General features: G+C 69.7%; 27 protein-coding genes. 20 read left to right on the top strand and 7 right to left on the bottom strand.

Annotated features, from left to right (window positions below; genetic code table 11):
- Positions 1 to 186 precede the first annotated feature (186 nt).
- The 3 genes from PHZ_RS08130 (at position 187) to PHZ_RS08140 (ending at position 1,864) form a co-directional block, all read left to right on the top strand.
- Positions 187 to 996, top strand: coding sequence for a copper resistance protein B (locus PHZ_RS08130; protein ID WP_236611883.1), 810 nt, complete (start codon positions 187 to 189; stop codon positions 994 to 996).
- An 83-nt stretch (positions 997 to 1,079) separates the two neighbouring features.
- Positions 1,080 to 1,547: a DUF305 domain-containing protein gene (locus PHZ_RS08135; protein ID WP_236611884.1), complete on the top strand. Its 468-nt coding sequence runs from the start codon at positions 1,080 to 1,082 to the stop codon at positions 1,545 to 1,547.
- A gap of 74 nt (positions 1,548 to 1,621) precedes the next feature.
- Positions 1,622 to 1,864 carry a heavy-metal-associated domain-containing protein gene (locus PHZ_RS08140; RefSeq protein ID WP_041373352.1) on the top strand — a complete coding sequence of 81 codons (243 nt, stop codon included), beginning with the start codon at positions 1,622 to 1,624 and terminating at the stop codon, positions 1,862 to 1,864.
- A gap of 47 nt (positions 1,865 to 1,911) precedes the next feature.
- Here the strand turns inward: PHZ_RS08140 and copD are convergent, their stop codons facing one another.
- Both copD and copC read right to left on the bottom strand, forming a co-directional pair.
- Positions 1,912 to 2,841 carry a copper homeostasis membrane protein CopD gene (gene copD, locus PHZ_RS08145; protein ID WP_012522037.1) on the bottom strand — a complete coding sequence of 310 codons (930 nt, stop codon included), beginning with the start codon at positions 2,839 to 2,841 and terminating at the stop codon, positions 1,912 to 1,914.
- 1 nt (position 2,842) lies between these two features.
- Entirely contained in the window at positions 2,843 to 3,214 is a 372-nt protein-coding gene (gene copC / locus PHZ_RS08150) for a copper homeostasis periplasmic binding protein CopC (protein WP_012522038.1), read from the bottom strand.
- A gap of 526 nt (positions 3,215 to 3,740) precedes the next feature.
- On the opposite strand from copC, the gene PHZ_RS08155 reads away from it, so the two are divergent.
- From PHZ_RS08155 to PHZ_RS08175, 5 genes are all read left to right on the top strand, one after another.
- Positions 3,741 to 6,422, top strand: a complete 2,682-nt coding sequence (locus tag PHZ_RS08155) for a TonB-dependent receptor (RefSeq protein WP_012522039.1) — start codon at positions 3,741 to 3,743, stop codon at positions 6,420 to 6,422.
- 70 nt (positions 6,423 to 6,492) lie between these two features.
- The gene (locus tag PHZ_RS08160) at positions 6,493 to 7,191 is read left to right on the top strand and encodes a PepSY domain-containing protein (protein ID WP_012522040.1); all 699 of its coding nucleotides are present in this window, start codon (positions 6,493 to 6,495) and stop codon (positions 7,189 to 7,191) included.
- Positions 7,188 to 7,979, top strand: a complete 792-nt coding sequence (locus tag PHZ_RS08165) for a PepSY domain-containing protein (RefSeq protein ID WP_012522041.1) — start codon at positions 7,188 to 7,190, stop codon at positions 7,977 to 7,979. The genes PHZ_RS08160 and PHZ_RS08165 overlap by 4 nt, the downstream gene beginning before the upstream one ends.
- A gap of 56 nt (positions 7,980 to 8,035) precedes the next feature.
- Complete coding sequence (gene hutC, locus PHZ_RS08170; RefSeq protein ID WP_012522042.1) at positions 8,036 to 8,770, top strand: histidine utilization repressor; 735 nt, start codon at positions 8,036 to 8,038, stop codon at positions 8,768 to 8,770.
- A gap of 683 nt (positions 8,771 to 9,453) precedes the next feature.
- Entirely contained in the window at positions 9,454 to 11,409 is a 1,956-nt protein-coding gene (locus PHZ_RS08175) for a ParB/RepB/Spo0J family partition protein (protein WP_041373353.1), read from the top strand.
- A gap of 61 nt (positions 11,410 to 11,470) precedes the next feature.
- On the opposite strand, the gene PHZ_RS08180 is transcribed toward PHZ_RS08175, so the two are convergent.
- Both PHZ_RS08180 and PHZ_RS21615 read right to left on the bottom strand, forming a co-directional pair.
- Complete coding sequence (locus tag PHZ_RS08180) at positions 11,471 to 11,659, bottom strand: hypothetical protein (RefSeq protein WP_012522044.1); 189 nt, start codon at positions 11,657 to 11,659, stop codon at positions 11,471 to 11,473.
- Between the two features lie 84 nt (positions 11,660 to 11,743).
- Entirely contained in the window at positions 11,744 to 12,058 is a 315-nt protein-coding gene (locus PHZ_RS21615) for a hypothetical protein (RefSeq protein ID WP_049758177.1), read from the bottom strand.
- Between the two features lie 443 nt (positions 12,059 to 12,501).
- Here PHZ_RS21615 and PHZ_RS08190 point away from each other — a divergent pair, with 443 nt between their 5' ends.
- The 3 genes from PHZ_RS08190 (at position 12,502) to PHZ_RS08200 (ending at position 14,930) form a co-directional block, all read left to right on the top strand.
- The gene (locus PHZ_RS08190; RefSeq protein ID WP_012522045.1) at positions 12,502 to 12,813 is read left to right on the top strand and encodes a DUF736 domain-containing protein; all 312 of its coding nucleotides are present in this window, start codon (positions 12,502 to 12,504) and stop codon (positions 12,811 to 12,813) included.
- A 76-nt stretch (positions 12,814 to 12,889) separates the two neighbouring features.
- Entirely contained in the window at positions 12,890 to 13,294 is a 405-nt protein-coding gene (locus PHZ_RS08195; RefSeq protein WP_049758178.1) for an ArdC-like ssDNA-binding domain-containing protein, read from the top strand.
- A gap of 733 nt (positions 13,295 to 14,027) precedes the next feature.
- On the top strand, positions 14,028 to 14,930 hold the full coding sequence (locus PHZ_RS08200; protein WP_236611886.1) for a reverse transcriptase domain-containing protein: 903 nt from the start codon (positions 14,028 to 14,030) through the stop codon (positions 14,928 to 14,930).
- Between the two features lie 26 nt (positions 14,931 to 14,956).
- On the opposite strand, the gene PHZ_RS08205 is transcribed toward PHZ_RS08200, so the two are convergent.
- A protein-coding gene (locus PHZ_RS08205) for an IS3 family transposase (RefSeq protein ID WP_407946656.1) occupies positions 14,957 to 16,122 on the bottom strand; the annotation gives its coding sequence in 2 pieces (ribosomal slippage) (positions 14,957 to 15,864 and positions 15,864 to 16,122; 1,167 coding nt in all).
- A gap of 15 nt (positions 16,123 to 16,137) precedes the next feature.
- Here PHZ_RS08205 and PHZ_RS08215 point away from each other — a divergent pair.
- The gene (locus PHZ_RS08215) at positions 16,138 to 17,094 is read left to right on the top strand and encodes a group II intron reverse transcriptase/maturase (protein ID WP_201765275.1); all 957 of its coding nucleotides are present in this window, start codon (positions 16,138 to 16,140) and stop codon (positions 17,092 to 17,094) included.
- 17 nt (positions 17,095 to 17,111) lie between these two features.
- Here the strand turns inward: PHZ_RS08215 and PHZ_RS23745 are convergent, their stop codons facing one another.
- Positions 17,112 to 17,237 carry a hypothetical protein gene (locus tag PHZ_RS23745; protein WP_269079167.1) on the bottom strand — a complete coding sequence of 42 codons (126 nt, stop codon included), beginning with the start codon at positions 17,235 to 17,237 and terminating at the stop codon, positions 17,112 to 17,114.
- Here PHZ_RS23745 and PHZ_RS23560 point away from each other — a divergent pair.
- The 4 genes from PHZ_RS23560 to PHZ_RS08235 all read left to right on the top strand — a co-directional run bounded on the left by PHZ_RS23560 (position 17,229) and on the right by PHZ_RS08235 (position 23,002).
- Positions 17,229 to 17,477, top strand: coding sequence for a zincin-like metallopeptidase domain-containing protein (locus PHZ_RS23560; RefSeq protein ID WP_236611903.1), 249 nt, complete (start codon positions 17,229 to 17,231; stop codon positions 17,475 to 17,477). The two genes, PHZ_RS23745 and PHZ_RS23560, sit on opposite strands and share 9 nt — an antisense overlap.
- Positions 17,478 to 17,625: 148 nt before the next feature.
- Entirely contained in the window at positions 17,626 to 19,026 is a 1,401-nt protein-coding gene (locus PHZ_RS08225) for a tyrosine-type recombinase/integrase (protein ID WP_041373354.1), read from the top strand.
- Positions 19,023 to 20,801 (top strand): hypothetical protein, encoded by a 1,779-nt coding sequence (locus PHZ_RS08230; RefSeq protein ID WP_012522047.1) that lies wholly within the window; start codon positions 19,023 to 19,025, stop codon positions 20,799 to 20,801. Before PHZ_RS08225 ends, PHZ_RS08230 begins: the two co-directional genes overlap by 4 nt.
- Entirely contained in the window at positions 20,798 to 23,002 is a 2,205-nt protein-coding gene (locus PHZ_RS08235; RefSeq protein ID WP_012522048.1) for a site-specific integrase, read from the top strand. The genes PHZ_RS08230 and PHZ_RS08235 overlap by 4 nt, the downstream gene beginning before the upstream one ends.
- Here the strand turns inward: PHZ_RS08235 and PHZ_RS08240 are convergent.
- Entirely contained in the window at positions 22,959 to 23,378 is a 420-nt protein-coding gene (locus tag PHZ_RS08240) for a MerR family transcriptional regulator (RefSeq protein WP_012522049.1), read from the bottom strand. The genes PHZ_RS08235 and PHZ_RS08240 overlap by 44 nt on opposite strands.
- Positions 23,379 to 23,458: 80 nt before the next feature.
- On the opposite strand from PHZ_RS08240, the gene PHZ_RS08245 reads away from it, so the two are divergent.
- From PHZ_RS08245 to PHZ_RS08265, 4 genes are all read left to right on the top strand, one after another.
- The gene (locus PHZ_RS08245) at positions 23,459 to 23,872 is read left to right on the top strand and encodes a hypothetical protein (RefSeq protein WP_012522050.1); all 414 of its coding nucleotides are present in this window, start codon (positions 23,459 to 23,461) and stop codon (positions 23,870 to 23,872) included.
- Positions 23,869 to 24,093 carry a GDCCVxC domain-containing (seleno)protein gene (locus PHZ_RS08250; RefSeq protein ID WP_041373355.1) on the top strand — a complete coding sequence of 75 codons (225 nt, stop codon included), beginning with the start codon at positions 23,869 to 23,871 and terminating at the stop codon, positions 24,091 to 24,093. The genes PHZ_RS08245 and PHZ_RS08250 overlap by 4 nt, the downstream gene beginning before the upstream one ends.
- A 62-nt stretch (positions 24,094 to 24,155) precedes the next feature.
- Positions 24,156 to 24,542, top strand: a complete 387-nt coding sequence (locus PHZ_RS08260; protein WP_012522051.1) for a hypothetical protein — start codon at positions 24,156 to 24,158, stop codon at positions 24,540 to 24,542.
- A gap of 34 nt (positions 24,543 to 24,576) precedes the next feature.
- Positions 24,577 to 25,923, top strand: coding sequence for a dihydrolipoyl dehydrogenase family protein (locus PHZ_RS08265; RefSeq protein ID WP_012522052.1), 1,347 nt, complete (start codon positions 24,577 to 24,579; stop codon positions 25,921 to 25,923).
- Positions 25,924 to 25,939 lie beyond the last annotated feature (16 nt).

Below are 25,939 nucleotides of genomic sequence, written 5' to 3' on the forward strand. Positions count from 1 at the left end.
GCCGCGCCGCAGCCGGCGACCAACGCCCCTGCCGATCCGCACGCAGGCCATCAGGCGCCGCCGGCGCCGGCCGCCGTCGACCCTCACGCGGGGCACGCGGCGCCGCCGGACCCCGCGGATCCTCATGCGGGGCACACGAGCGCGCCCCCAACGGGCGCCGCGGCCGATCCTCACGCGGGACACGCCATGCCCGCGCCCGCGGACCCACACGCGGGGCACGCAACGGGCGCCTCCGGGGGCGCTCAGACCGGCGCCGATCTGCCGGTGGGCGCCGCCGCCGCCCCCGCTGTGATCCGCGACAACCTGGCCGACGCGGTCTTCGGCGCGGCGCCAATGCAGCGCGCCCGCTCGATCCTCGCCGAGGAACACGGCGGCGGACGCGCCTCGAAGCTGCAGGCCGACCTTCTCGAGTGGTCGCCGAAGGGCGACGGCTACAGCTGGGAAGTCGAGGGGTGGGTCGGCGGCGACATCAACCGCTTCGCCTTCAAGACCGAAGGCGAGGGGGCCTCCGGCAAGGGCGTCGAGGCCGCCGAAGTGCAGCTTCTCTATTCCCGCGCCGTCGCCCGCTACACCGACGTTCAGGTGGGCCTGCGCTACGATTTCGAGCCCCGCTCCCGCGCCTACCTGACCGTCGGCGCCGACGCCATGTTCCCCTACTGGTTCGAGGCGGAGGCGGCCCTGTTCCTGTCCGACAAGGGCGACCTCTTCGCCCGGGTGGAGGGAAGCTACGACTGGCGGCTCACGCAGCGACTGATCCTGCAGCCGCGCGCCGAGCTGGAATTCGCCGCCCAGGACACCCCGGAGGCGGAGACGGGCTCAGGCCTCTCCACCGCCGAGCTCGGACTGCGGCTCCGGTACGAGATCCGCCGCGAGTTCGCCCCCTACGTCGGAGTGGCCTACGAGCGGTCCTTCGGGGACACCGCCGATTTCGTCCGGGCCCACGGAGAGAAGGCGGAGTCGACGCGATTCGTGGTCGGGCTGAGGGCTTGGTTCTAAGGGTGCGTTCGCGTCCCGAGGTGAGCGCGCAAGCCAGAAGGAGGCGGGAAACGATGGATGAGTCTCACGGTCATGTCGCGGCCATGAGCGAGAAGACCATGAAACATCACTATGTGATGCTCGCGGTGAACCTCGGCTTGAGCTTGCTGGTCATGTACTTGGCCATGTTCGCGATGATCTTCTCCTGGGGGGAGTTCATCCAGAACATCAACTTCCTCTACATGGCGCTGGTCATGTGGGCGCCCATGGCGGTCATCATGTTGCTGACCATGCGGTCGATGTACATGAACCGGAAGCTGAACGTGGTCCTGCACGTCGCCTTCGTGGCGATCTTCGTCCTCGCGCTGATCGGCATCCGGGCGCAGGGTTTGGTCGGGGATCGGCAGTTCGTGCAATCCATGATCCCGCACCATTCCGGCGCGCTCTTGATGTGCAAGGAAGCCGCCTTGAAGGACGCGGAGCTTCGCGAGCTCTGCTACGGCGCGAATGGGATCATGGAATCCCAAAAGCGGGAGATTGCGCAGATGAAGGCGATCCTGAAGCGGCTGTAGGACCAGGCGCCCTTGACCCTCCCACTGTGGGAAGCTCCATCTAGCGTGGCGAGGCGATCAAGAAGGAGATTCCGATGCTTCGCTATCACGTCAGCGACATGAGCTGCGGCCACTGCGTCCAGGCGATCACCGAGGCCGTAAAAGGCGTCGATCCCTCGGCGGAGGTCACCGTGGACCTTGCCGCCAAACGGGTGGATGTGAGCGGAGCCCTTTCGGGCGAAGCCGCAGCCGCGGCCATTCGTGACGCAGGCTACACGCCCCTTGCCGCCGGCGCCGGGGCTGGTCCCGCGAAGGCGGGTTGCTGCGGCAGCTGCTAACGGCGCGCGCCGGGACGGACGACCGTCCGTCCCGGCTCGGCTCCGGCTCAGAGCGCCGCCGGCGGCGGCAGCGTGCCGAACCAGGCCACCAGGGCGAGGACCGCTAGCCCGAAGGCCGTTTCGACCACCAGGCTCCGGCGCAGGGCGGCCACGGCGACGTCGAGCCCCTCCGGCGCGCCGAGCGCCGCCCTCAGGGCTGGCGTGAGCCGATAGCGGTTGGCGGCCGCCAAGCCGAGCATGCCGAGGAACAGCAGGATCTTGAGGCTGAGAAGCCGGCCGTAGGGGGTGGTCCATAGGCCTTCGATGCGGTCGAGGCCCACAAGGATGGCTCCGTTCACCGCGCCGGTCATCACCAGGACGGCCACCACCAGCGAGCCGACGCCGGAGAACCCATGGAGCGCGCGGTGGAGGGCGGTCGCTTCTTCAGAGCTTCGCCGGCGCGCAAGCAGCAGGAACAGGAACGCGGCCAGTGCGCCGATCCAGACGGCGGCCGCCCAGCTGTGCAACACGTCCGAGATCAGGTGGATGCGCCCCATCGCGCCTTCGGTGGCGGCCCCGTGACCCATCCAGGCGAGGCTCGCCACGGCGACGGCGCCCAACGCCGCGACGGCGCTCCAACTGCCGCGTGACGGCCTGAGGGCCAGCACCAGGACGCACGCCGCGACCGCGGCGCAGGCGCGCACGACGGCCGCCTTGCCGAGCCCCATGGCGGTGACCAGGGCGGCGAGGGTTTCCGGGTTGAAGGCCTCCGACGCCGAGCCCGCCAACAGGCTCGCGTGGACTGGCAGCGACAGCAGGGCGGCCGCGGCCAGCAGCGCGGCGGCGGCAGCGATGAGGCCGCGGGCCCAAGGCGCCTCGCCTGCGGAGCCCGCGCCGCGTCGGGGGAGGGCGTGGATGAAGAAGAGCGATGATCCCAGGAGGATCATCGCTCCGCCATACTGCAGCAGCCTTAGGGCGACGACCGCAGAGTCCAGCACGTCAGCCGACCTTGAAGGCGACTTCGCCGCTCATCTTGTGCCCGTCGCCCGTCGCGGCGGACCAGATGATCTTGTAAGCGCCCTTGGTCAGCGCGGCTTGCGGCGCGCCGGTGATGCTCTTGCCGTCCTTGGAGACAGCCGTCTTGACGGCGACCTTCATGCCCCCGTGCTCGGGCATGGTCAGTTCGAACTTCGAAAAGGCCGGGATCAGCTTCTCATTGAAGGTAAGCGTGATCGCCTTCGGCGGCGCCGAGAGGGTCGCGTTGGCGGCGGGGTCCGAACTCACCAGGCGGGCGTGGGCCCAGGCCGGGCTGGTCGCGGCCAAAGCGACGGTCCCGGCCAGGGCGGCGATGGTTTGGAACTTGAACGTCATGAGGCAGTCCTCTTCTTCTCGACACCAGGAAATACGCACCCAACGGCGCGAACCCTCAGATCGGCGACGGAGCCGTTCGTTGCGGCGCCGGGCGAAGTCGAACCCTTCACCTTCCAATAGTGGGAAGGTCAAGTTGGTTTCCGATCAAGGTCTGGCTGTGCAACCTGGCGGAGAGTGGAGCATTCGCCGCACCAGCTTCGCGCGATCCGGTGTTCTGCCTTGCCCTTCGAACTTGCTGATTTCGGAGGCACGCGGCAGCGCGTTCGCAACGAAATTAGCGAGCGGTTAAGAAAGCGAGGCTCTGCTCAATATTCGCCGGCATGCGGGCATGTTCTTCTCTCCAGCCTGGCCGAACCGCGTTTCGCGGCCCGTCCCCCGACGCGGACGCGCAATTCTTCTCTGCGGCGCGGCAGCTCTTATGTATATACATGACTTGACAGTCCCCGACCGCCGACCGGACAAATTCGCCGTCGACGGAAGATCGCGACCTGAGCGCGGCCCGCGGCGCGGGAACAAGGGGGTAGTCATGAACCGGATTTCGAAAGGGTTGCTGTTCGCGAGCGCCTGCGCCTCGCTCGGCCTGGTTGGGACCGCAGCCGCGGCGCAACAGACCGGGGGCGCTGCTGTGGACGAGGTGGTCGTCACGGGGAGCCGCATCAAGCGGGCCGATATCACCGGCGTCGGCCCGGCGACCGTCGTCACCGAGGAGGCGATCGCCCGGACCGGCGTAATGAATGTCGAGACGCTGCTTCAGCGTCTGCCGGCGTCGGCCGGCAACGCCGGCAACCAGACCAACGCCTACTGGACGGGCAACGGCTGGGGCACCGCCCAGGTGAACCTGCGCGGGCTCGGCATCAACCGGACGCTGGTCCTGCTGAACGGTCGGCGGGTGGTGTACGGCGGCACCGGCGCCAACAGCGCCGTCGACCTCAACACCATCCCCACCGGCATGATCGCGCGCATGGACGTCCTGAAGGACGGCGCCTCGGCGATCTACGGCGCGGACGCGGTCGCGGGTGTGGTCAACATCATCACCCGCACGGACTTCGAAGGCGTGCAGGTCACCGGCAAGTACGGGGTCACCGACGAGGGCGACGGCAACGAGTATGCCGTCGATGTCTTGTGGGGCCTCCGCGGCGACCGTGGCGGCTTCACCGCCGGCGTCAGCTACCAGAAGATGGATCCGGTCAACATGGCCGACCGCGAGCCCTGCGGTCTCGGCGAGGTGGGCGGCCAACTCGTGTGCGTCGGCAGCGCCGCGACGATCGGCGGCCGTGCGGTCCTGCCCAACGGCCAGCAGATCAACTTCAACCAGACGCCCGGGGGCAACGGCAACTTCTTCGAGCCGTACAGCGCGGCGAAGCACAACTTCAACTCCAACCCGTTCCTTAACGCGGTGAGCGCGCTGGAGCGGGTTAGCGTCGGCGTGTTCGGCGACTACGACCTGACCGACAATATCGAGCTCTTCGGGGAGTTCCTGTTCACGCACCGCGAGACGGGGCAGATCGCCACGCCCGGCTCGCTCCGGAACCTGACCATCACCGCCAACAACTCGACGAACCCCACCGGCCAGGAGCTCCTGCTCATCCAGCGGCGGCTGGCGGAGCCCGGCCCGCGCGAGTTCTTCCAGGAGACCGACACCTGGCGCGGCGTGGCCGGCCTGCGCGGCGACCTCGGCGAGAAGTGGTCCTGGGAAGTGGCCGGCAACTTCGGCCGCACGACGGGTATCGATGGCTCCACCAACATCGCCAACCTGGAGCGGGTGCGGAACACCATCGCCGCCTGCGTGCCGGGATACACCGGCACTGCCCCCTGCGCAGACTATCTCGGCTACGGCGACCTGACCCCGCAGGTGCTGGACTACATCCTGTTCACGATGCGCGACACGGGCGGCAACGAGCAGGCCAGCGTCACCGCCGACATCACCGGGACGCTCTTCGATCTGCCGGCCGGCCCGCTGGGCGTGGCCGCGGGCGTTGTCTACCGGGAGGAAAAGGGCTGGCGCGACCCGGACGCCCTGACCGTCCTCGGCGTCGCCAACACCAATCAGCAGGACCCGATCTCGGGTTCGGTGAACACCAAGGAGGCTTATGTCGAGCTTTCCGCCCCGCTCATCGCCGACATGCCCTTCGCCGAGCGCATCGAGCTGAACGGCGCCGTCCGCTACTCGGACTACAACCTGTTCGGCGACAACATCACCTACAAGCTCGGCCTCGACTGGACGGTGATGGAAGGCCTGCGCCTGCGAGCCACCTACGGCACCGGCTTCCGCATCCCGAGCGTCCCTGAACTGTTCGGCGGGGTGGCTGAGGGCAACCTGACCACGACGGACCCCTGCAGCCGTTACTCCACGAGCGGGAACGCCACCCTGATCGCCAACTGCCAAGCCTCGGGCGTGCCGGCCGGCTACGTCCAGCTCGGCAACACGGTGCTGACCACGGTCGGCGGCAATCAGAACCTGCAACCCGAAGAGTCCGAGAACCTCACCCTCGGCGCAGTCTTCCAACCGGAATTCGTGCCCGGTCTGTCGGTCACCGTCGACTACTTCGACATCCAGATCAAAGACGCCATCCGCAACATCCCGGGCTCCACCAAGCTCGCGGTCTGCTACGCCAGCCCGAACCTCTCGCACCCGTTCTGCGGTCCGGAGCACTTCACGCGCAGTACGCGCACCGGCGAAGTGAATTTCCTCTCTTCGCAGCCGACCAACGCCGGCAAGGAGACCATGAAGGGTGTGGACTTCGGCGTCCGCTACGCCTTCGACGTGGCGCACCTGCGGGCCGACCTCGACTGGAACACCACGTACCTGGCGAAGTACGAGGTGATCCCGTTCCAGGGCGCCGACCCGATCATCTTCGACGGCTACATCGGCGGCGGCAACGGCGGCTATCCGCACTGGCGCTCGAACGCCAGCCTGACGGTCTCCGACGTCAACTGGAACGCCACCTGGTCGGTGCAGTGGATCGGCAAGGCGAAGGACTTCAACGCCTCGCCCGGCGACATCGGCGACGAGACGCCGAACGTCTTCTACCACAACGTCCAGTTCGCCTACCGGCTGAGCGAAAAGGCCAATGTTGCGGTGGGCGTCGACAACGTGTTCGACCGGGACGCCCCGTTCATCCAGAGCTGGACCGACGCCAACACCGACACCATGACCTACGACCTGTTGGGTCGTAAGGGCTACGTCCGCCTGCAGTACACGTTCTAGCGGACGTAGATCGGGACGCCGGGGAGGGGCCCCACCTCCCCGGCGTCCGTCTTTCCAGTCGAGAGTCACCATGCGGCTGCCCGCCCTCGCCCGAACGACACACAAGTGGTTCGCCCTGATCCTGGCGATCCAGGCGGTGTTCTGGACGCTCAGCGGCGTCTACATGACCGCCGTCCACATCGACATCATCCATGGCGACCGGCTGGTCCGAGCGCAGGCGCCGCAGCCGATCACGCTCGCTGGGCTCATGGAGCCGGCGCACCTCGCGCCGGGCCTGAGGAGCGCGCGCCTGGAGAGCCAGCTGGGCCAGCCTGTCTATGTCGTCGAAGCCGAAGGCGGGAAGGCCCTGTACGACGCGAGGACCGGGCAAAAGCTCTCGCCGCTGAACGAGGCGGCGGCGCGCGCCCGGGCCAAGGCCCTGTTCGCTGAGGACGGGGATGTCGTCAGCGCCGAGTTGCTCACCAAGGCGCCTCTGGAGATTCAGACCCGTCCGGTGCCCATCTGGCGCGTGGAGTTCGAGGGCGCCTGGCGCCCGACCTTCTACATCTCACCGTACACGGGTGAGTTGGTGTCGCGGCGGCACGATCTGTGGCGCACCTTCGACTTCGTCTGGATGTTCCACATCATGGACTACGACGACCGTCAGGACGTGAACAACATCCTGATCCGCATCTTCACCTGGATGGGCGTCGCCACCGCCGCGACCGGCGGGTGGCTGCTCCTCTACAGCTTCCGCCGCAAGCGGCGGGTCCGAAAGGCCGCGGCATGACCTGGTCGCCGATGTACCTGATCCGCTGGCTGCACAAGTGGTTCGGCCTGGTCCTGGGCTTGCAGTTCCTGCTGTGGGCGCTCAGCGGCGCCGTGATGGCCCTGCTCGACCACCACAAGGTCTCCGGCGAGCACGCGTTGGCCCCGCCGGCCGAAATCCCCGCAGCCGCATCGCTGCTGCCGCTGGCGCGGGTGACCGACGCCGCAGGTCAGCCGATCACCAAGCTGAGGCTGAAACCGCTCTACGACAGCTGGGTCTATGAAGTGACGACGCCCGGCGGGGTCAAGATCCTCAACGCCTCCACAGGCGAGCCGATCGCGATCGACGCCGGCAAGGCGCGCGAGCTCGCCGTCGCCGGCTTCACCGGCTACGAGCCGCCGAAGTCCGTCACCTACGTGGCCAAGCCCACGCTGGAGACCCGGGACCTTTCCTTGCCGGTATGGCGTGTGGAGTTCGCGGACAAGGAGCGCCATGCCCTGCTGGTGTCCGCGACGACGGGTGAGGTCCTTGCGGCCAAGAACGATACATGGCGGCTGTGGGACATCGCCTGGATGCTGCACATCATGGATTATGACGACCGGCAGAGCTTCAACCATCCGCTGATCGTCACCCTGGGGACCGGCGCTGCCTGGCTCGCGCTCAGCGGCCTGATCCTCCTCTTCCGCAGTTTTCGCCGTTCGGACGTGGCCTGGATCCTGGACCCGCTGGAGCGGATCGCCGAGCGTCGACGCGCCAAACGAACCGCTTCGCTTCCGGCCGCAGCCAAGGACAGCCGGCCGCAAGCTTGATGCGGGCGGCCGCAGGCGTAAGGCTGCGCTCTGCCGGCGCAATCGGGAGCGAGTCCATGAATTCGGTGGCCGACCTCACGCTCCACAAGCGGATCCGGTCGGATATCTCCGAGCGGATTCTCTCCGGGGCTTGGCCCCCGGGTCACCGCATTCCGTACGAACATGAGCTGATGGCGGAATACGGTTGCTCCCGCATGACCGTGAACAAGGCGCTTGCGCCCCTCGCCGAGGCCGGGCTGATCGAGCGACGGCGCAAGTTTGGAACCTTCGTGGCCCGACCCAAGATCCACTCGGCTGTCCTCGACATCCCCGATATCCCGACCGAAGTGACGGGGCGCGGCGAGGTCTACGACTACGAGCTGCTGTTTCAGCGGGTCCGAACAGCGACCCTACGGGAGATGGAGGAGCTTGGCCTTGATCGCTCGGCACAGGTCCTCGTCCTGCGCAGCCTGCACCGCGCCGCGGGCCGGCCCTTCGCCCTCGAAGAGCGACTGATCAACCTGGAGACCGTTCCGGAGGCGGCCGACGTGGATTTCGGCGCCACCGCGCCCGGCAGCTGGCTGCTCAGCCATGTCCCATGGACGGAGGCTGAGCACCGGATCAGCGCCGCGAACGTGCCAAGGGCTGTCGCGACGGCGCTCGGCATCGAACTGATGGCGGCCTGCCTGGTCCTTGAGCGGCGCACGTGGCGAAGCGCTGACCGGATCACCCACGTCCGTCTGACGTTCCCGGGCGAAGCCTATGACCTCGTGGCCCGCTTCGCACCGCAGGGCGGACTATCTGCCAGCTGACGCCTAGCGGTCAGCGGTAGAGGCGTCAGAAGACCTGACGTAGCCTTGAGCGTGTGGCCGAGTTCCTGGCGCGGCAGGACCAGATAGGGTCAAGGTGGTTAGCGCTGAAGGCCGAGGGCCTGGATAGGCGGAACCTGGCGCGGCCTGAGGTGGAAATCCTGCGCCCGTTGCCGGAGGGCAGCCTAACGCACGAACAGGTCCGCTAACGTCGAGGAGGGGAACGGCTTCCCCTGCGTCGGAGCCGAAGCCGTCTCCGCCGACCCCTTCGAGCGGGGGCTGCGCCCCCGCAACGCCCCCTAAAGGTGAGCGGCCGGCGGGCGTGCGCGGTCCCGCCGCTTGACCAGCGGCTCCTACGGGCCCGCCCCTTCGGGCGCGCGTTGCGCGCCGGCGGCCGCTCGACGGCGCGTCCCGCCGTGCAGCGCCTGGTGGCGCGCAGGCTCCTTGCAGCCTTCATTCGTCTTGGGCCGCCTGCGGCGGCCGTGGCTTAGGGCTCCGCCCTCGGCGCGCTTCGGAGCGGCTTCCGCCCAGCTTCGGTCCCTCGCTCGGGCGGCAGGAGGGCAGGGCCGTCAGGCCCTGCAGCCGGTTCCCCGCGAAGCCGCCCCTCCGCTTGCACACCCGGTCTCGCCGACGGGCAAGGCCGCAGGCGCGGCGTGCGCCTGCAACCTGCCCCAAGGAGCAAACCCATGAACGCCCAGGCTGTGATCGAGTCCGGTTCGGTGCTCGACATCCCTCTCAACAAGCTCAAGAAGTCGTCCAAGAACGCCCGGAAGACCCCGCATGGCGAGGCGGCCATCGAAGCGCTGGCGGCCTCCATCGCCGCCAAGGGCCTCCTGCAGGCCCCAGTGGTGGAGCCGGAAACGGGCGAGGACGGGGAGCCCACCGGCTTCTATCTGGTGACCATCGGCGAAGGGCGGCGGCTGGCGCTGCTCTTACGCGCCAAGCGCAAGGAAATCCGCAAGACCGAGCCGGTGCGCTGCGTGGTGGACACCGCCAACGACCCGCACGAGATCAGTCTCGACGAGAACGTCACCCGCACCGACATGCACCCGGCCGACCAGTTCGAGGCCTTCAGGCGGCTGAGCGACGAGCGCGGCTTGAGCGCCGAGGACATCGGCGCCCGGTTCGGGGTGTCGGCCCATGTGGTGCGCCAGCGCCTGCGGCTGGGGGCCGTCTCGCCCAAGCTGATGGCGATCTACCGCGAGGACGGCCTGACCCTGGACCAACTGATGGCCTTCGCCGTCAGCGAGGACCATGAGCGCCAGGAGCAGGTCTACGACCAGCTGTCGTGGAACCGCTCGGCGGCGCTGATCCGCCGCGCCATGACCGAGGCCAAGGTTCCGGCGACCGACCGCCGCGCGGTGTTCGTGGGCATGGATGCGTATGCGGCGGCGGGCGGCCAGACCCTGCGTGACCTTTTCACCGAGGACGGCGGCGGTTGGCTGGAAGACGCCGCCCTGCTGGATCGACTGGCGAGCGAGAAGCTGGAGGCGATCGCGGCCGAGGTGCGCGAGCGGGAAGGCTGGAAGTGGGCCACGGCCTGCCTGGACTACCCGCACGGCCATGGCTGGCGGCGGGTGTATCCGAGGCCGGTGGAGCGGGCCGCGGACGAGGCGGCGCAGATCGCGGCGCTCTCGGAGGAATACGACGCTCTGGTCAGCCAGTGGGACGCGGTGGAGGACCTGCCGCCCGAGGTGGAGGCGCGATTCAAGGAGATCGATGCGGCGCTGGACGTCTTCGGCGACGGCACGGCCTACGATCCCGACGAGGTCGCGCGCGGCGGGGTGTTCGTGGTTCTCGGCCACGACGGTCAGGCACGTATCGAGCGGGGCCTGATCCGGCCCGAGGACGAGGCGCCGGAGCCGAGCGCCGAAACGGAGGCGGACGGGGAGGGAGGCATCGCCGAACCGGGACACGACATCGGGACCGTGGACGACGAGCCCGAGTACGAGGGTGTGGCGCCGCTCTCCGAGCGACTGGTTCTGGACCTCACGGCCCACAAGACCATGGGGCTGCGCGATGCGCTTGCCGCTAACCCGACCCTGGCGCTCACGGCGCTCGTGCACGCCCTGGCGCTCAAGACCTTCTACCCGCCTTACGACCAGTCCTCCTGCGTGGAGGTGAAGCTGGTGTCGGCCTATCTGGACGGCCACGCCCCCGGCGTCAGCGAGAGCCCGGCAGGGCGGCGGATCGCGGAGCGGCATGAGGGCTGGGCGCAGCGCTTGCCGCGCGAGAGCGGCGACGCCTGGGGCTTCGTGGCAGGCCTGGACGGGGGCGAGCTTCTCGACCTGCTGGCGCACTGCGTCAGCCTGGGGGTCAACGCGGTGCGCAACCCCATGGACCGCAAGCCGGGGGCTTGGGCGCACGCCGAGGTGCTGGCGCAGGCGGCGGGCCTGGATATGACCCGCACCTGGGCGCCCACGGTGGCGAGCTATCTCGGCCGGGTCACCAAGCCGCGCATCCTCGAAGCGGTGCGGGAGGCGGCCGGCGACGACGCCGCCGAGCGGATCGCCGGGCTCAAGAAAAGCGAGATGGCGGACGCCGCAGAGCCCCTGATCGCCGGAACCGGCTGGGTGCCGCCGCTGCTGCGGACGGCGCAGGTCGAGGCCGCGCCCGAGGCTGTGCCCATGGCTGCGGAATAGTCAGCGTTCCGACCTTTGAAGCCCACGCGGGTTGGCCCGCGTGGGCTTTGTCTTTGTCCGCTCAGGCGTTGTCGGTGTCGCGCCCGTCCGGCTCCTTGGCGACGCCCTTGAACGGGGTTCCGTCGTCCTTCACCGACATCAGCTGCCCGGTGCGCTCGTCGCGCTTCTGCCAATTGCCGTCGGGGCGCTGAAACTGCGTCCGTCCCGTCACGGCCCCCCGCCGATACCCGTCACCTGTGTTCTTCGCCATGCTGGCCTCCGTCAGAACCCAAGGTGAACGTCGGGGCGGCCAAGCTCACGTTCAATACAGCCAAGCTAGCCAAGTTGTCGCAGGTCAGGACCGCCTCAAGGCCAAGGCGGAAGCGAGGTCCTGGTCGAGGCCATCACCCCCGTCCTGGAGGAAGGCGACTTCGGCCCTCGGTTGCCAGGTCACCGTTTCCAGGTCGGCCGGCGCCCCGGCGGGAATCTCCGCAGGCTTTCCGAACAGGTGCACCAGCAGGCTGTCCATGCCCGCGCGCATAGCCCACTCCCAGCGGGGATGGCCCGCATCAGCCTCGCGGTTGATCGCCGCCGACAGGCCGAGGTGCAGCACCTCATAGGCGCCGCTGGGGGGGCGCCGGGCGAAGGCGAAGAGGCCCGCGGTCCGCATGAACCGGCCATCGTGGTGGCCGAGCGCCAGGAACGGCGCGCGCCGATGAAGATGTCGCCCATCACTGTCCTCCGCGGAAAGAACATAAGCGGAACTAACATTTGGTGGCGAGTCTCCTTTGTGAAGGTCGCGGGTCCGCCGGGTAGGGGAGGTCCCGAGGTGCAGCCGACCAGCTCCCGACCTCAAGCCGCCGCCCACGCGGCCTCCGATGTCTTGATCACGGCCGAGGGGGAGGGGCTTCGCCCCCGGACCGGCCGGCAACGCCGGCGCGCGACTTCTTTCCCCTGCCGGCTTCGCCGTCATTCCTCGCGACACAAACAAGTCGCGCGCCGCCGTCCTGCGCTGCGCTTCGGGCGTGCCGCTGCCGGCCGGTCCGCCCCTCGGCTCCGGATCGCCATCGAGGCCGCGATGGGCGCGGCCCGGAGGACGACAGGAGACTTCCCATGGCCACCATCGGCACCTTCCATAAGCAGGCGGACGGCAGCTACGCCGGCGCCATCAAGACCCTCAGCCTCAACGTCAAGGCCGCCCAGTTCCGGGCTTCGGAAACGGACAACGAGAAGGGCCCCGACTTCCGCATCTTCGCCGGCCAGACCGAGTTCGGCGCGGCCTGGAAGAAGACCTCCCGCGAGAACCGGGACTACCTCTCCGTCAAGCTCGACGACCCCAGCTTCCCGGCCCCGATCTACGCCTCTCTGGTCGACGCCGAGGATGGCTACGCCCTGATCTGGTCGCGCAGCCGCGCCGCCGACTGAGCTCCCGCGCCGCCGCCGCCCCGGACCGCCGGGGCGGCGCCCCTTCCCGAACAATCCAAATCCAAAGGAGCCCGCCATGTCGCGCGCGCCCGAACACACTCGCCCAGACCTCTACAGCCGCGTCACCGCCCAAATCATCGAAGACCTGCAGCGGGGCGTCCGCCCCTGGACCAAGCCTTGGTCCGCCGAACACCTGGCCGGACGCATCACCCGGCCGCTCCGACACTGCGGCCAGCCGTACAGCGGCATCAACGTCGTGCTGCTCTGGGCCGACGCGGTCGCCAAGGGCTTCTCGGCGCCCATCTGGATGACCTTCCGCCAGGCCTTGGAGCTCGGCGCCCACGTCCGCAAGGGCGAGCGCGGCTCCACCGTCGTCTACGCTAACCGGCTGAGGCGCACAGAGATCGGCGACGACGGCCGCGACGTGGAGCGCGAGATCCCGTTCCTGAAGGCCTACACCGTCTTCAACGGTGCGCCGTAACGGCGGAAGTATTGGGAGTGTCACGATGAGTGAATGAGCTTGCTGGTTATGGCTCATGCCCGCCGAACTAACCTCGGTCAGCAATGACTGAAACTCCGAAAGGAGCGGGGGAAAGTAGCATGTTCGGAAAAGGCCCGAATCGCCAAAGTCGTTTGCGGCGCGGAGGGTCAGGGCAAGACGTGCATGGCGAAAGCTAGACTGCCTGAACCCTAGTTTGCAGCGGCTAACGACCGGAGCGGTGTCGCAGGACGACTGACGCGGCATCTCGGATGGAATGAGGACAGGGCGTTGAGGTCCTCCAAATCCCGGCTCGCCGGGAGAACCAGCCTATCCGACGCATCCTTCATCGAAGGGGCAAGTGAACGAACGGGGCGCCTAAACACGTCGTATCTCCCGCTTCCGTAATTACGGGATGCCCTGCAGCTGGCGTCGCCTCGGCGGCGGCCTGTATGGGCACGGAGCCGCCATATTAGCCAAACGCCCGGCGTAACGGCCGGGACAGCCGGTGCGAAAGCGCCGGATGGTCGCCGACATAAGTGCGGGGCGACCCGCGCGAAACTCCCAGCGATCAGGTGAAGGGCGGCAGCGACTGCGATCCAACGACTTCAGAGGAGGCGTGCTAATGCTGCCGAATACCATCGAAAAGGCCGTTGGATCACTCCCGACCGTTGTCAGGTCGGGTCGGCGGGTCAATGGACTCTTCCGCCTAATGAAGGCCCCGCTCCTCTGGGAGATGGCCTATCAGAAGATCGCCCCGAACAAGGGGGCGATGACGCCGGGCGTCGATGGCGAAACCTTTGACGGCTTCTCGCCGGAAAAGGTGCGCGCGATCATCGACCGGCTGGCGGACGGGACCTATCGACCCTCACCGGTGCGTCGGGTTTACATCCCGAAAGCCAACGGCAAGAAACGGCCGCTTGGCGTACCGACCACGGAGGACCGTCTGGTCCAGGAAGTGGTCAGGACCCTTCTGGAGCAGATCTATGAGCCGCTGTTCTCGCAGCGCTCTCATGGGTTCAGGCCAGGGCGATCCTGCCACACCGCCTTGGAGCATATCCGGGCGGTCTGGACTGGGGTGAAGTGGCTGGTCGATGTCGATGTGGTCGGGTTTTTCGACAACATCGATCATGACGTTCTCATGGGTCTGCTGGAAAAGCGGATCACGGACCGGCGCTTCATCGCGCTGGTGCGTGGGATGCTCAAGTCGGGCTACGTCGAGAACTGGGTCTTCCACAAGACCTACAGCGGCACGCCTCAGGGTGGTGTCGTCTCCCCGATCCTGGCGAACATCTACCTCCACGAACTCGACGAGTTCATGGAGGCGAAGGTCGCCAGCTTCACCCGGGGAGGCAAACGTGCGCCGTCGGTGGAAGGCCGGCGGATCATGAACCGCCTCACGCGCCTCCGTAAACAGGTGGATCAGCTTCGCGCCGACAGGGGCGAAGATGACCCGCAGATCACGTCCATGTTGGACGAGATCGGTCAGTTGAAGGCGGAACGCATGACCGTTCCGGCCACCGACGCGTTCGATCCGAATTACCGGCGGCTCCGCTACTGCCGCTACGCCGATGACTTCCTCATAGGCGTGGTCGGCAGCAAGGAAGAGGCCCGTCAGTTGATGGCCGAGGTCAGGTGACCTGCCCCCCGCCGGTCCCTCGATCATTATGAGAGCCCAGGGGGTTGGTAGCTGATCTCCAGCGCCGGCGGTAGCGGCCGGGCGGTGGAGCTGATCAAGTTGCGCAGCCGGCCGGCCGCGGGGTTCAGACGCACGGCTTCCGGGGTCAGTCCGCCGTGCGCCGAGTGCGGCCTGACGTGGTTGTAGTCGAGCCGCCAGCGCTCGATGACAGCCCGGGCCTCGGCGAGGTTGGCGAAGACCTCCTCGTTCAGGCACTCGTCGCGCAGCTTGCCGTTGAAGCTCTCGACGAAGCCGTTCTGCTGCGGCTTGCCGGGCGCGATGTAATGCCAGTCGACGCCGGTGCGGTTGGTCCATTCCAGCATGGCCCGGCTGGTCATCTCGGTCCCGTTGTCGCTAACGATGGTCGCCGGCCGGCCGCGCCGGGCGATCAGGGCGTCCAGCTCGCGGGCCATGCGATGGCCGCCGATCGAGGTGTCGACCACCAGCGCCAGCGCCTCGCGGGTGAAGTCGTCGACGATGCACAGGATCCGGAAGCGCCGGCCCCAGCTCAGCGTGTCGGCCACGAAGTCCAGGCTCCAGCGCTGGTTCGGCCCGTCCGGCAGCGCCATGGGCGCCCGCGTGCCGGTGGCGCGCTTGCGGCCGCGCCGCCTTCGCACCGCCAAGCCCTCCTCGCGGTACAGCCGGAAGAGCTTCTTCTTGTTCATGCTGACGCCTTCACGCTCGAGCAGGATGCCGAGCCGCCGGTAGCCGAAGCGGCGTCGCTCCGCCGCCAGGCCCCGCAGCCGGGCGCGTACCTCCGCATCGCCTGGCTGGGCCACGCGGCGCACTGTCTTCGGATCGACCTGGACCAGCCCGCAGGCGCGCCTCTGCGAGAAGCCGCGCTCCGCCATCAGGCGAAGCACGGCCTCCCGGCGCGCTGCAGGCCCGATCAGTTTTTTCCCAGCAGGTCCTTCAGCGCCGACACGTCGAGCATGGACTCCGCCAAGAGCTTCTTCAGTCGCCGATTCTCGTCCTCCAGCGTCTTCAGCTTCTGGGCATCCGACACGTTCATGCCGCTGTACTTCGCCTTCCACCGGTAGAAGGTCTGCTCGCTGATCCCATGCCGCCGGCAAACCTCCGCCGTCGGGCTCCCGGCCTCCTGCTCCCGCAGCACGCCGATGATCTGCGCCTCGTTGAACCTGCTCTTCTTCACGTCCGTCTCCTCAGGGTGACGGACTCTCACTCAAACCGAGGGATCAGGAAGGGGGCAGGTCACAGGACATTCCTGGCCGAGCACCTGAAGCTGACGGTCTCCGACGAAAAGAGCGGCATCCACAAGGCTTCGGACGGCGCACGCTTCCTCGGCTACGAGGTCTGCACCTCCACCAATCACAACCCGCATAGGGCGATATTCAAGGATCGCCCCACATTGCGGCGCGGCTTGGCGGATCGGCTGAAGCTTCGTGTGCCCAGGGACCGGGTGGTCGGCTTCGTGAACGGTAGGGGGTGGGGCGATTACGACGCCTTCCGCCCTCGCCAGCGTGCCGCCCTCACCTTGACCAGCGATGTGGAGATCGTCCTCGCGTTCAATGCGGAATGGAGGGGCTTCGCGAACTACTATGCGCTCGCCGATGATGTGAAACGGAAGCTCAACAAGGCCGGTTACATGGCCCTGATGAGCTGCCTGAAGACCATCGCAGCGAAACATAGGTCATCGGTTCCGAAGGTCGCCGCCCGTATGCGTGTCGGGACGGACTTCTACGTCCGGTTCAAAGTCGGTGATGAAGCCCGAGCGATCAAACTCTGGCAGTTGAAAGACCTCCGACGCGATGTGCGGACCTGGGGCGGCCTCGATATGTCGCCTTCACCGCAGTTCGTGTTCAGCAGGACCGAGATGGTCGAACGCCTTAATGCTCGCCAGTGCGAGCGTTGCGGCGGCACCGATCAGCCCTGCGAGGTCCATCACGTCAGACGGATCGCTGAGATGGAATACGCCGGGCTGCCCCGCTACATGCGGGCGGCGCGCCAGCGAAAGCGGGTAGTGCTGTGCAAGCCCTGCCACAGCGCCGTCCACGCCCATGAGCCGACCGACAAGCAGCGCATGGTAGCACGCAGTCGTGGAGAGCCGGATGCGCTGAAAGGTGCACGTCCGGTTCGGAGGGGGGCTGAGCCGCGTCCTCACTGAGGCGTCGCCAGCCTACCCTACTCGAGCAGATCGAGGGTCTGCCCGGTCACTTCCATGCGCTCGCCGAACCACAGCTGCAGCCGCAGCAGCGGATCGCCCACGCCGAGGCCTTCTTCCAGGCCCTGGGCGCCGACATCCGCCACGGCGGGAACAGCGCCTACTACGCCGTGGGCCCCGACTACGTGCAGTGCCCGCCCTTCGAGTCCTTCGTCGACCCGGAGAGCTACTACGCCACCCTGGCGCACGAGTGCACCCACTGGACGCGCCATCCGAGCCGCCTCGACCGCGACTTCGGCCGCAAGCGCTGGGGCGATCCGGGCTATGCACGGGAAGAGCTGGTCGCCTTATCTGGACAGTCTGCGCCGACTCACACGCTGCATTGAGAGGCGGATGCAGGGCGCGGCGCAGGCGGGCTCCAGGCCGGCCGCAGCGCTCCCAAGAAGCTGGCGGCGGCCGGCCTGGAGAGCGCCGTGACCAGGCCGCGCCGGCGCCGATGCAGGCTCCCTGAGGGGGTCCGGGGGAGTTTCGCCTGTGGACGAGCTTGCCGCGTCTTCGACGATCACGGTGCAGGAGCGGCGACCGGTGGAAGGTCTCGACACGCACGTGCCGATGATCCTGCGTGACGGCGCGCTCTACGATCCCGATCTCGACCGCTTCTTCCTCGATCTGCCGCTGAGCGGGGTGCCCTCGCGCCATTCGCTGCGCGCCTATGCCTACGACGTGGCGGTATGGGTCCGCTTCCTCGCCGCTGCCTGCGGCAAGCACGTCTGGGCGGCCGGCCGCGAGGACGTCGCCGGGTTCCACCGCGCGCGACGGCGCGAGGACGCCGGCACCCGGATCTCAGCGGCCTCCTGGAACCGCGCCGTGGCCGCCCTGGAGAAGCTCTACCGCTGGGGCGAGGCCGAGGGCCTTGTCGCCCAGACGCCGTTCACCCATCGCGCCATCTGGCGTCGCGGACACGCCGGCGGCCGCGGCCGGATGACCGGCCGCAACGACGCCTATGAGCGGGCGGCGAAGCGCGCCGACGTCCGCTTCGCCACGCTCGAGGACTATCGCCTGTTCCGCGACGTGGGTCTGCGCGGCCTTACGCTGGACGGGGGTGAGCGGCCGGGCGCGCGCGACCGCAACGGCGCGCGCAACGCGCTCTTCGCCGAGCTGCTGGTCACGACCGGGCTGCGGCTCGAGGAGGCGTCCTCGCTGTTCGCTGCCGAGCTTGCCGGCCTGGCTCCCGCTGCGGCGGCCGATCGGCAGGTCTGGCTGGAGCTGCCGCAGGGCCTCACCAAGGGCGAGCGCGGCCGGCGCGTTCTCATACCCCGCCGGTTTGTGCAGCAGCTGCTGCCCTATTTGGCGGTCGAGCGCGCCAGCGCCGTCACTAAGTTCCAGGCGCGATCCGGCTGGCGCGCCATCGAGCGGCCGATCTTCGCCCGCGCGATCGATCCGGGATCCCGCGTGCGGCTGCGCGACGGCGGATCGGTCTCGATGGACGCGCTGACGCCGGATGAGCGAGGTCGCCTCGTGCTCTGCGCCGAGGACGGCGCGCCGGCCGAGCCGGCGGCGCTGTGGCTGACCGAGGTCGGCCAGCCGGTGCGGCCTAACTCCTGGGAGGCCGTCTTCGCCCGCGCCTCGCGGCGCTGCGCCGAGGCCGGCAGGCCCATCCGGATCAGCCCACACCAGCTGCGCCACACCTTCGCGGTCCACATGCTCGCCATGCTGATCCAGCACCGGCTCGCCGAGGCTTCGCCTTCGGCCGGCCCGATGGCCGGCTACCGCGAGCTGCTCGGCGATCCGCTGCAGCAGGTTCAGCGCCTGCTCGGCCACGCCAGCCTCGCCACCACCTACATCTATCTCGACCACATCGCCTCGCGCGCCGACACGGTCGACGCCGCCGTCGAGGAGCTGCTGGCGCTCCTGCCCGCACGGCCGAGGGCGTGAGCGGCAGACCACGCAGGGGGCGCCGCGTCGGCTTCACCGCGGCCGACGGCGCCCGATCCGACGAGCCTGGCGATCAGGTCGCCGGCCTGCGGTTCACCATCATCGCCCAGGATGGCGGCGCGGTCCTAGTGGACTACACCGCCTTTCGACCACGACGCCTGGCGCTCGCCTTCGCGCGGGCGCTGCGCCGTCTCGCGGGTTCGGGCGGCCCGCTCGGAGTCCGCACGACGGTCAAGGCCTACGCGGTCACGCTCCCGCGCTTCTTCCAGTATCTGGCCGCGACAGACGAGCCGGTCGCCGGTCCGGAGGAGCTGCGCGGCCGCCACGTCGACGCCTTCGAGGCGTGGCTGGCGGCGCAGGGGCTCTCGCGCGTCCACCTGTTCACCGTCCTGGTGAAGGTGGTCTGCGCCTTGCGGCAGATCGCCGCCGACGCGCCGCAGGCCGTCGCGCCGGACCTGCGCGAGCGGCTGCGCTACATCAGCGCCCAGCCGTACGAGCGGCCCCAGCCGCGCGATACGCTGAGCCCGTTCGTGGCGCACCAGCTCCGCGACGCCGCCCGCGCGGACATCGTGAGCCTCGTGAGGCGGGTGCTCGCCGGGCCGCCGGCCGAGGCTGACCCGGGCCTGGGCAAGGTGCTCGCCGCGGCGCACGCCGTGATCGCCGCGCGCGGCGTGCTCACCCAGGAGGATCCGGAGTGGATGCGGCTCTACGGCGCGCGCTGGCGGCGCGGGTTGCAGAGCCCGCAGCTGAGCCACGACCTGCACGCCGCCCACCATCTCACCGCCGCGGACGTGGCGCCGTGCCTGGTGCTGCTGTCGCTGGAGACGGGCCTGGAGATCGAGTGCTGCAAGGGGCTCGTCGTCGATTGCCTGCGCAACGCGTCCGGCGGCACGGTAGAGATCGCCTATGTGAAGCGCCGCGCCCGCGGCGCCGAGCACAAGACCATCCGCGTGCGCGACGGCGGCTCCACCACGCCCGGCGGGCTCATCCGCCGCCTCGTCGAGCTCACCGCCGCGGCGCGGCGGCGCCATCCCAGCGACAGCCTCTGGGTCTACTACCGGTCCGGCGCGCTCACCGCCGGCGTCCGGCACCCCCGCGAGACGATCGACGCCTGGACCGCCCGCCACGGTATCGTCGACGACCAGGGCCGGCCGCTTCGGCTCGTCCTGTCCTCGCTGCGCAAGACCCACAAGGCGCTCTGGTACCTGAAGACCGAGGGCCGGATGGCTCGCTTCGCCGTCGGCCACACCGCCGAGGTGGCGGCACGGCACTACGCCGATATTCCCGCCCTGCGGCCGCTGCACGAGGCCACGGTGGCCGACGCCCTGGAGGAGGCGCTGGCGGGTCCGCGGCTGGTCGCGTTGGACGCGGCGGCGCTCGACGCCACCAGCGGCGCGCCTGATCCTTCGCCGCCCCCACATGATGCTGGCCCGTCGGCGCAGGACCTCTGGCTGGCGAGCTGCAACGGCTTCTACGCCAGCCCGTTCGGCGAGGCGGGGTCGCCATGCCCGACACCGTTCTGGGGCTGCCTCAAGTGCCGCAACGCAGTGATCACCGCGCGCAAGCTGCCGGCGATCCTGGGCTTCCTCGCCTTCGTGGAGGCCGAGCGGGCGGGGCTGGCCGTCGGCGACTGGGCCGCCAAGTTCGGCGAGGTTCACGCCCGGATCACCCGCCACATCCTGCCGGCGTTCTCCGACGCCGTCGTGGAGCAGGCCCGCGCGGCGCTCACCGACCGACCACCTGTGGCCTACCTGCCGCCGGAAGCCCGCGGGTGACCGCGCGCCCATCCCTCCAGCCGGCCGAGGAGTTCGACACCCGGCCGGTCCTGATGACGGCGCCGCTCCGGGCGGGTTTCCAGCGCGCCGATCTCTCCCGTTACGGCGACTCCGTCTGGGACCTCTCGCCCGCGGTGTTCCGCGAGAACGCCCGGCGCTGCCACGTGACGGTCCGCTTCGATGGCGTCGGCGATCCGGCTACGGCCGCCGCGCTTCGCGAGTACCTCCACACCCGGCTCAACGTCGCGCGGCCTGGCGGCCGCCCGGTGCTGCCGCCGGCCAGCGCGCGCGGCGCCTTCAACCGCTGCCGCCGGTTCTTGGCGTTCGTCACCGCCGAGCTCGGGTGTTGCGATCCCGGCCGGGCCGACCAGGCGCTGGCGGACCGCTACGCCAAGGTTCTCCGGGACGCAGGGCTCAGGCCTACCGCCATCTCGCACCTGCTGGAGGTCGTGTTCGATCTCTTCGCCCTGCGCGATCGGCTGCCGACCGCGCGGCTCGCCTTCGAGCCCTGGCCCGGCCGCTCCCCTGCGCTGGTCGCCGGCGTCAGGGGCGGCCCCGCCGAGAACCGCACGCCGCGCATTCCCGAGCCGGTCATGGCGCCGCTGCTCGCCTGGTCGCTGCGCTACATCGACCTGTTCGCCGCCGACATCTTCGCCGCCCGGGCCGAGCTGACCGGGCTCGAGCGTCGGCGCGACGCGCTCCTGCGCCAGGATGCGCCCCTGGCCGGGCTGGAGCGACGCCGGCGCCGGCGCGAGCGCCTGGCGGCCTTTTTCGACCAGCGGCGCGCGGAGGGCCGCGGCGTGCCGATCTGGACGAGCGCCCACAACGGCATCTGGCGGCGCGATCCTGCGACGGGAGAGGTCACCCCGCCCATCAACGCCCACCTCCTGCACCTCCACGTCGGGATCGACGCGCAGGACCAGCCCGGCGACCACCTGCAGCTCGACGGCGGCGCGCCCGACCTGATCGCCGCCGCCGTCGCCGAGCTCGGGGTGGAGGTAGGCGGCCTGGATGCCGCCATCGCCGAGCTTCCCGGCGCGGGTCATCCATGGCGACCGCGCTTCGACGCCAAGACGCTGGCGCGGGAGGAGCGGATGCTGCAGGCCGCCTGCTACGTCGTCTGCGCCTATCTCACCGGCATGCGCGATTGCGAGGTCCAGGCCATGCGCTCGGGTTGCCTCTCGCTCACGCGCAGCGAGGACGGCGTGATCCTTCGCCATCGCCTGCGCTCCACCGCTTACAAGGGCAAGCGGGCGATCGGCGAGCCCGCCGAGTGGGTCACCATCGCCCCGGTGGCCCGCGCCGTGGAGGTGCTGGCCCAGCTTTCCGCCGCCCCGGCGGCCGCCCGCGGCGTCGATACTCTGTGGCCGGTGCTGTCGCTGAAGACCGGGACCAAGGCCCACGTCTCGGCCGAGATCGTGCGCCAGCTCAACGCCTTCCGCGATCACCTCGACGGCCTGTTCGGCAGCCCCGGTGAGCCGGTCATCCCGCGCGATCCGGACGGCGCGCCCTGGCGCTTCACCACGCGGCAGTTCCGCCGCACCATCGCCTGGCACATCGCCAACCGCCCGTTCGGGACCGTGGCCGGCATGATCCAGTACAAGCACGCCTCGGTCGCCGCCTTCGAGGGCTACGCCGGGTCCAGCCGCTCGGGGTTCCGCGCCGAGGTCGAGGCCCAGCGCCGCCTTGGCCAGCTCGACGACATCCTGGATTATTTCGATCGGCGCCAGGGCGGCGCAACGCTTTCCGGCCCCGCCGCCGGCAAGGTCGCCCGCACGCTCGACGCCGCGGCCGAGGCGCTGGGGCCGTCGCCGGTGATACTCGCCGACCGCGGACGGCTCCGGGCCCTGCTGGCGAGCCCGGCGCGCAGCCTGCATCCCGGCGTCCTCGCCGACTGCTTCTTCGACCCGGCGACGGCGCTCTGCCTCATCGGCCGCTCCGGCGAGGCCTCCGGGCCGGCCATTCCGCTCTGCCAGCCGACCCGCTGTCCTAACGCCTGCATCACGGCGCGCCACCGGCCGGCATGGTCGCGGGCCGCCGACGACGCGCGCGGTCTCCTGCGCGAGAAGCGCCTGTCGCCGGCGCAGCGCACCGTCCTGGCCGGCGAGCTGGCGCGGTTCACGGCCGTTCTGGACGGCATCGACGGCGCGCCTGGACCTAACCAGGCTTCGCCGGGGCCTCCGCGTAGAGCGCCAGGATGAGCGGACAGCCGGGGTCCAGCCCCGCGTCGCAGGCTCGGACGGAGTCGGCGAGCACCCGTTCCATCCGCCTGAGGTCGGCGATCCGCGCCCGCACGTCCTTCAGGTGCGACCCGGCGAGCTCACGCACCTCGGCGCAGGCGGACTGCCCGCCGGCGGCGAGCCCCAGGAGGGCGCGCACCTCGTCCAGCGTGAAGCCCAGCTCGCGGGCCCGGCGCACGAAGCCCAGCCGGCCCACGTCTTCTGCCCCATAGCTGCGGTAGCGGCCGCGTCGCGGCGGGGCGGGCAAGAGGCCGATCCGCTCGTAGTAGCGGATCGTCTCGATGTTGCAGCCGGTGCGGCGCGAGAGCTCGCCGATGGGTATCGCGGTGTCCGCCATGCAAAGCCTTCCGATTAGGGCTTGAGTCTGTAGTCGCTACAGATGGCATCGTGGGCGGCATGGCGCCAGGAGACGACGGCATGACGGCGAGCAGCGGGCCCCAGGTCCGACGAGAGGGACAGGGCGGCAAGCCCATCGAGGCCGGCCTGAGCTGGGCCGCCGTCACCGCCGCGGCGGGCGCGGTCTTCGCCTGGGCCGCGTGCTGCGTGCTGCCGATGTCGCTGGCGCTGGCCGGCCTTGGCCTCGGCGGCCTGAGCTGGTTCGCCGAGCAGCGCACCTGGATCACGCTCGCGGCGCTGGGCGCGACCGGCGCGGGCTGGCTCCTGGCCTGGCGCCGCGCCCGGATGTGCCGGACGGACGGCGCCTGCGCCCCGCCGTCGCGGCTCGGGACCGGGCTGCTGGCCGCGGCCACGCTGCTTGCGCTGCTCGCGCTCGTCTGGCAGCCGCTCGTCGAGCCCTGGGCCCTGGCCCTGATCCGGAGCGCCCGCGGATGAGTGACGTGCAGATCGAGCTTCGCTCCACGCTCACCTGCCCGCACTGCGGCCAGCGGACGACGGAGACCATGCCGACCGACGCCTGCCAGTATTTCTACGACTGCCGGGGCTGCGGCGTGGTGCTCAAGCCCAAGCCGGGAGACTGCTGCGTCTACTGCTCCTATGGCGACGTGCCCTGTCCGCCGATCCAGGAGGGCGGCAGCGAGGCGTGCTGCGCGTGACGATGGCCCTGTTGACTCTGTAGCCGCTACAGACGCTACGCCAGGATTGGAGGTAGTCGATCATGGCCTCGCATGACCAAGCCGCACCAAGGTCGCGGGACTTCCTGGCCCGGCCGTTGAGCGCGATCCTCTGGTGGGGGCTGCCGCTCGCGGCGGGCTGGTCGGCGGACTTCCTGCCGATCACCCAGACGGCCACGACGCTCGTCTGGACCGCCGCGCTCGCCTGGATGGGCGCGGGCTGCACCCTCAACGCCCGCCGCTGCCATCGGCTGCACTGCTACGTCTCGGCTCCGGTGCTGTTCCTGGGCGCGATCGGCACGCTGGCGGCCGCCCTGGGGTTCGCGCCGTTCGGCCCGCATACCGCCAGCTACGTGATCCACACGACCTTGGTGCTCGCACTCTCCACGTTCCTGGTCGAGCCGGTCTGGGGCAAGTACCGGTCCCGCTGATCGTTCGTCGGCGTGACCGTCGCAGGAGGACGCCATGGCCGGCTACGACCTGATCGTCATCGGCAGCGGCACCGCCGCCCAGGTTGCGGTCGGCCGTGTCCGCGCGGCCGGCTGGTCCGTCGCGGTGATCGACCATCGCCCGTTCGGCGGGACCTGCGCGCTGCGCGGCTGCGATCCGAAGAAGATGCTGGTCAGCGGCGAGGAGGCCCTCGACGCCGCCGCGCGCATGGCCGGACACGGCGTCGAGGGCGCCCTGGCGATCGACTGGCCGGGCCTGATGGCGTTCAAGCGGACGTTCACCGATCCGATCCCGGCCAAGCAGGAGGCCCGCTACGCCGCGCTGGGCGTCGACGCTTTCCATGGGACCGCCCGCTTCGTGGGTCCCGATAGGGTCGCGGTTGACGGCCACACCCTGCAGGCCCGCCACATCCTGATCGCCAGCGGCGCGCGCCCGGTCCCGCTCGGCATCCCGGGCGAGGACCTGGTCGTCACGAGCGACGCGTTCATGGAGATCGAGGCCCTCCCGCGCCGCATCGTGCTGATCGGCGGCGGCTACGTCGCCGCGGAGTTCTCGCACCTGGTCGCGCGCGCCGGCGCCGAGGTCACCATCCTGCAACGGGCTGCGCGGCTCTTGCCGCACTTCGATCCCGACGCAGTGGGCTGGCTCATGCCGCGGTTCCGGGAGCTCCGCATCGCCGTCGAGACCGGCGCGACGGTCACCCGCGTCGAGCAGTCGCACGACGGCTTGCGCGTCCACGCCTCCCGGCGTGACGGGCCGCACCTCAGCGTCGCAGCCGACCTGGTGGTCCACGCGGCTGGGCGCGGTCCCGACCTCGACGCCCTGGACCTGGCGGCCGGCGACGTCGCCGCGCGGGACGGCCGTCTGCAGCTGAACGACCACCTGCAGAGCGTCTCCAACCCACGGGTCTATGCCGCCGGCGACGCGGCCGGCGTGGGGCCGCCGCTGACGCCGGTCTCCAGCCACGACGCCAAGGTGGTCGCCGCCAACCTGCTCGACGGCCCCTCGCACCGGCCCGACTATCGCGGCGTCCCGAGCGTCGCCTTCACCGTGCCGGCCATCGCCGCCGTCGGGCTGTCGGAGGACGAGGCGCATCGCCAGGGGCTCAGGTTCCGGGTCAACGCCGCTTCCACGCCGGACTGGTTCACCGCGCGGCGCCTGGCCGAGCGGGTCTACGGCCACAAGGTGCTCATCGAGGAGGCCACCGACCGGATCCTCGGCGCGCACCTGGTGGGGCCGCACGCCGAGGAGGTGATCAACCTCTTCGGCCTCGCCATCCGCCACGGGCTCACCGCGGCCGACCTGCGATCCACCATGTTCGCCTATCCGACCGGCGCATCGGACGTGAGCTCCATGCTCTGAGACGAAGGTTCGGCGG

The organism is Phenylobacterium zucineum HLK1 (assembly GCF_000017265.1).
GTDB lineage: Bacteria > Pseudomonadota > Alphaproteobacteria > Caulobacterales > Caulobacteraceae > Phenylobacterium > Phenylobacterium zucineum.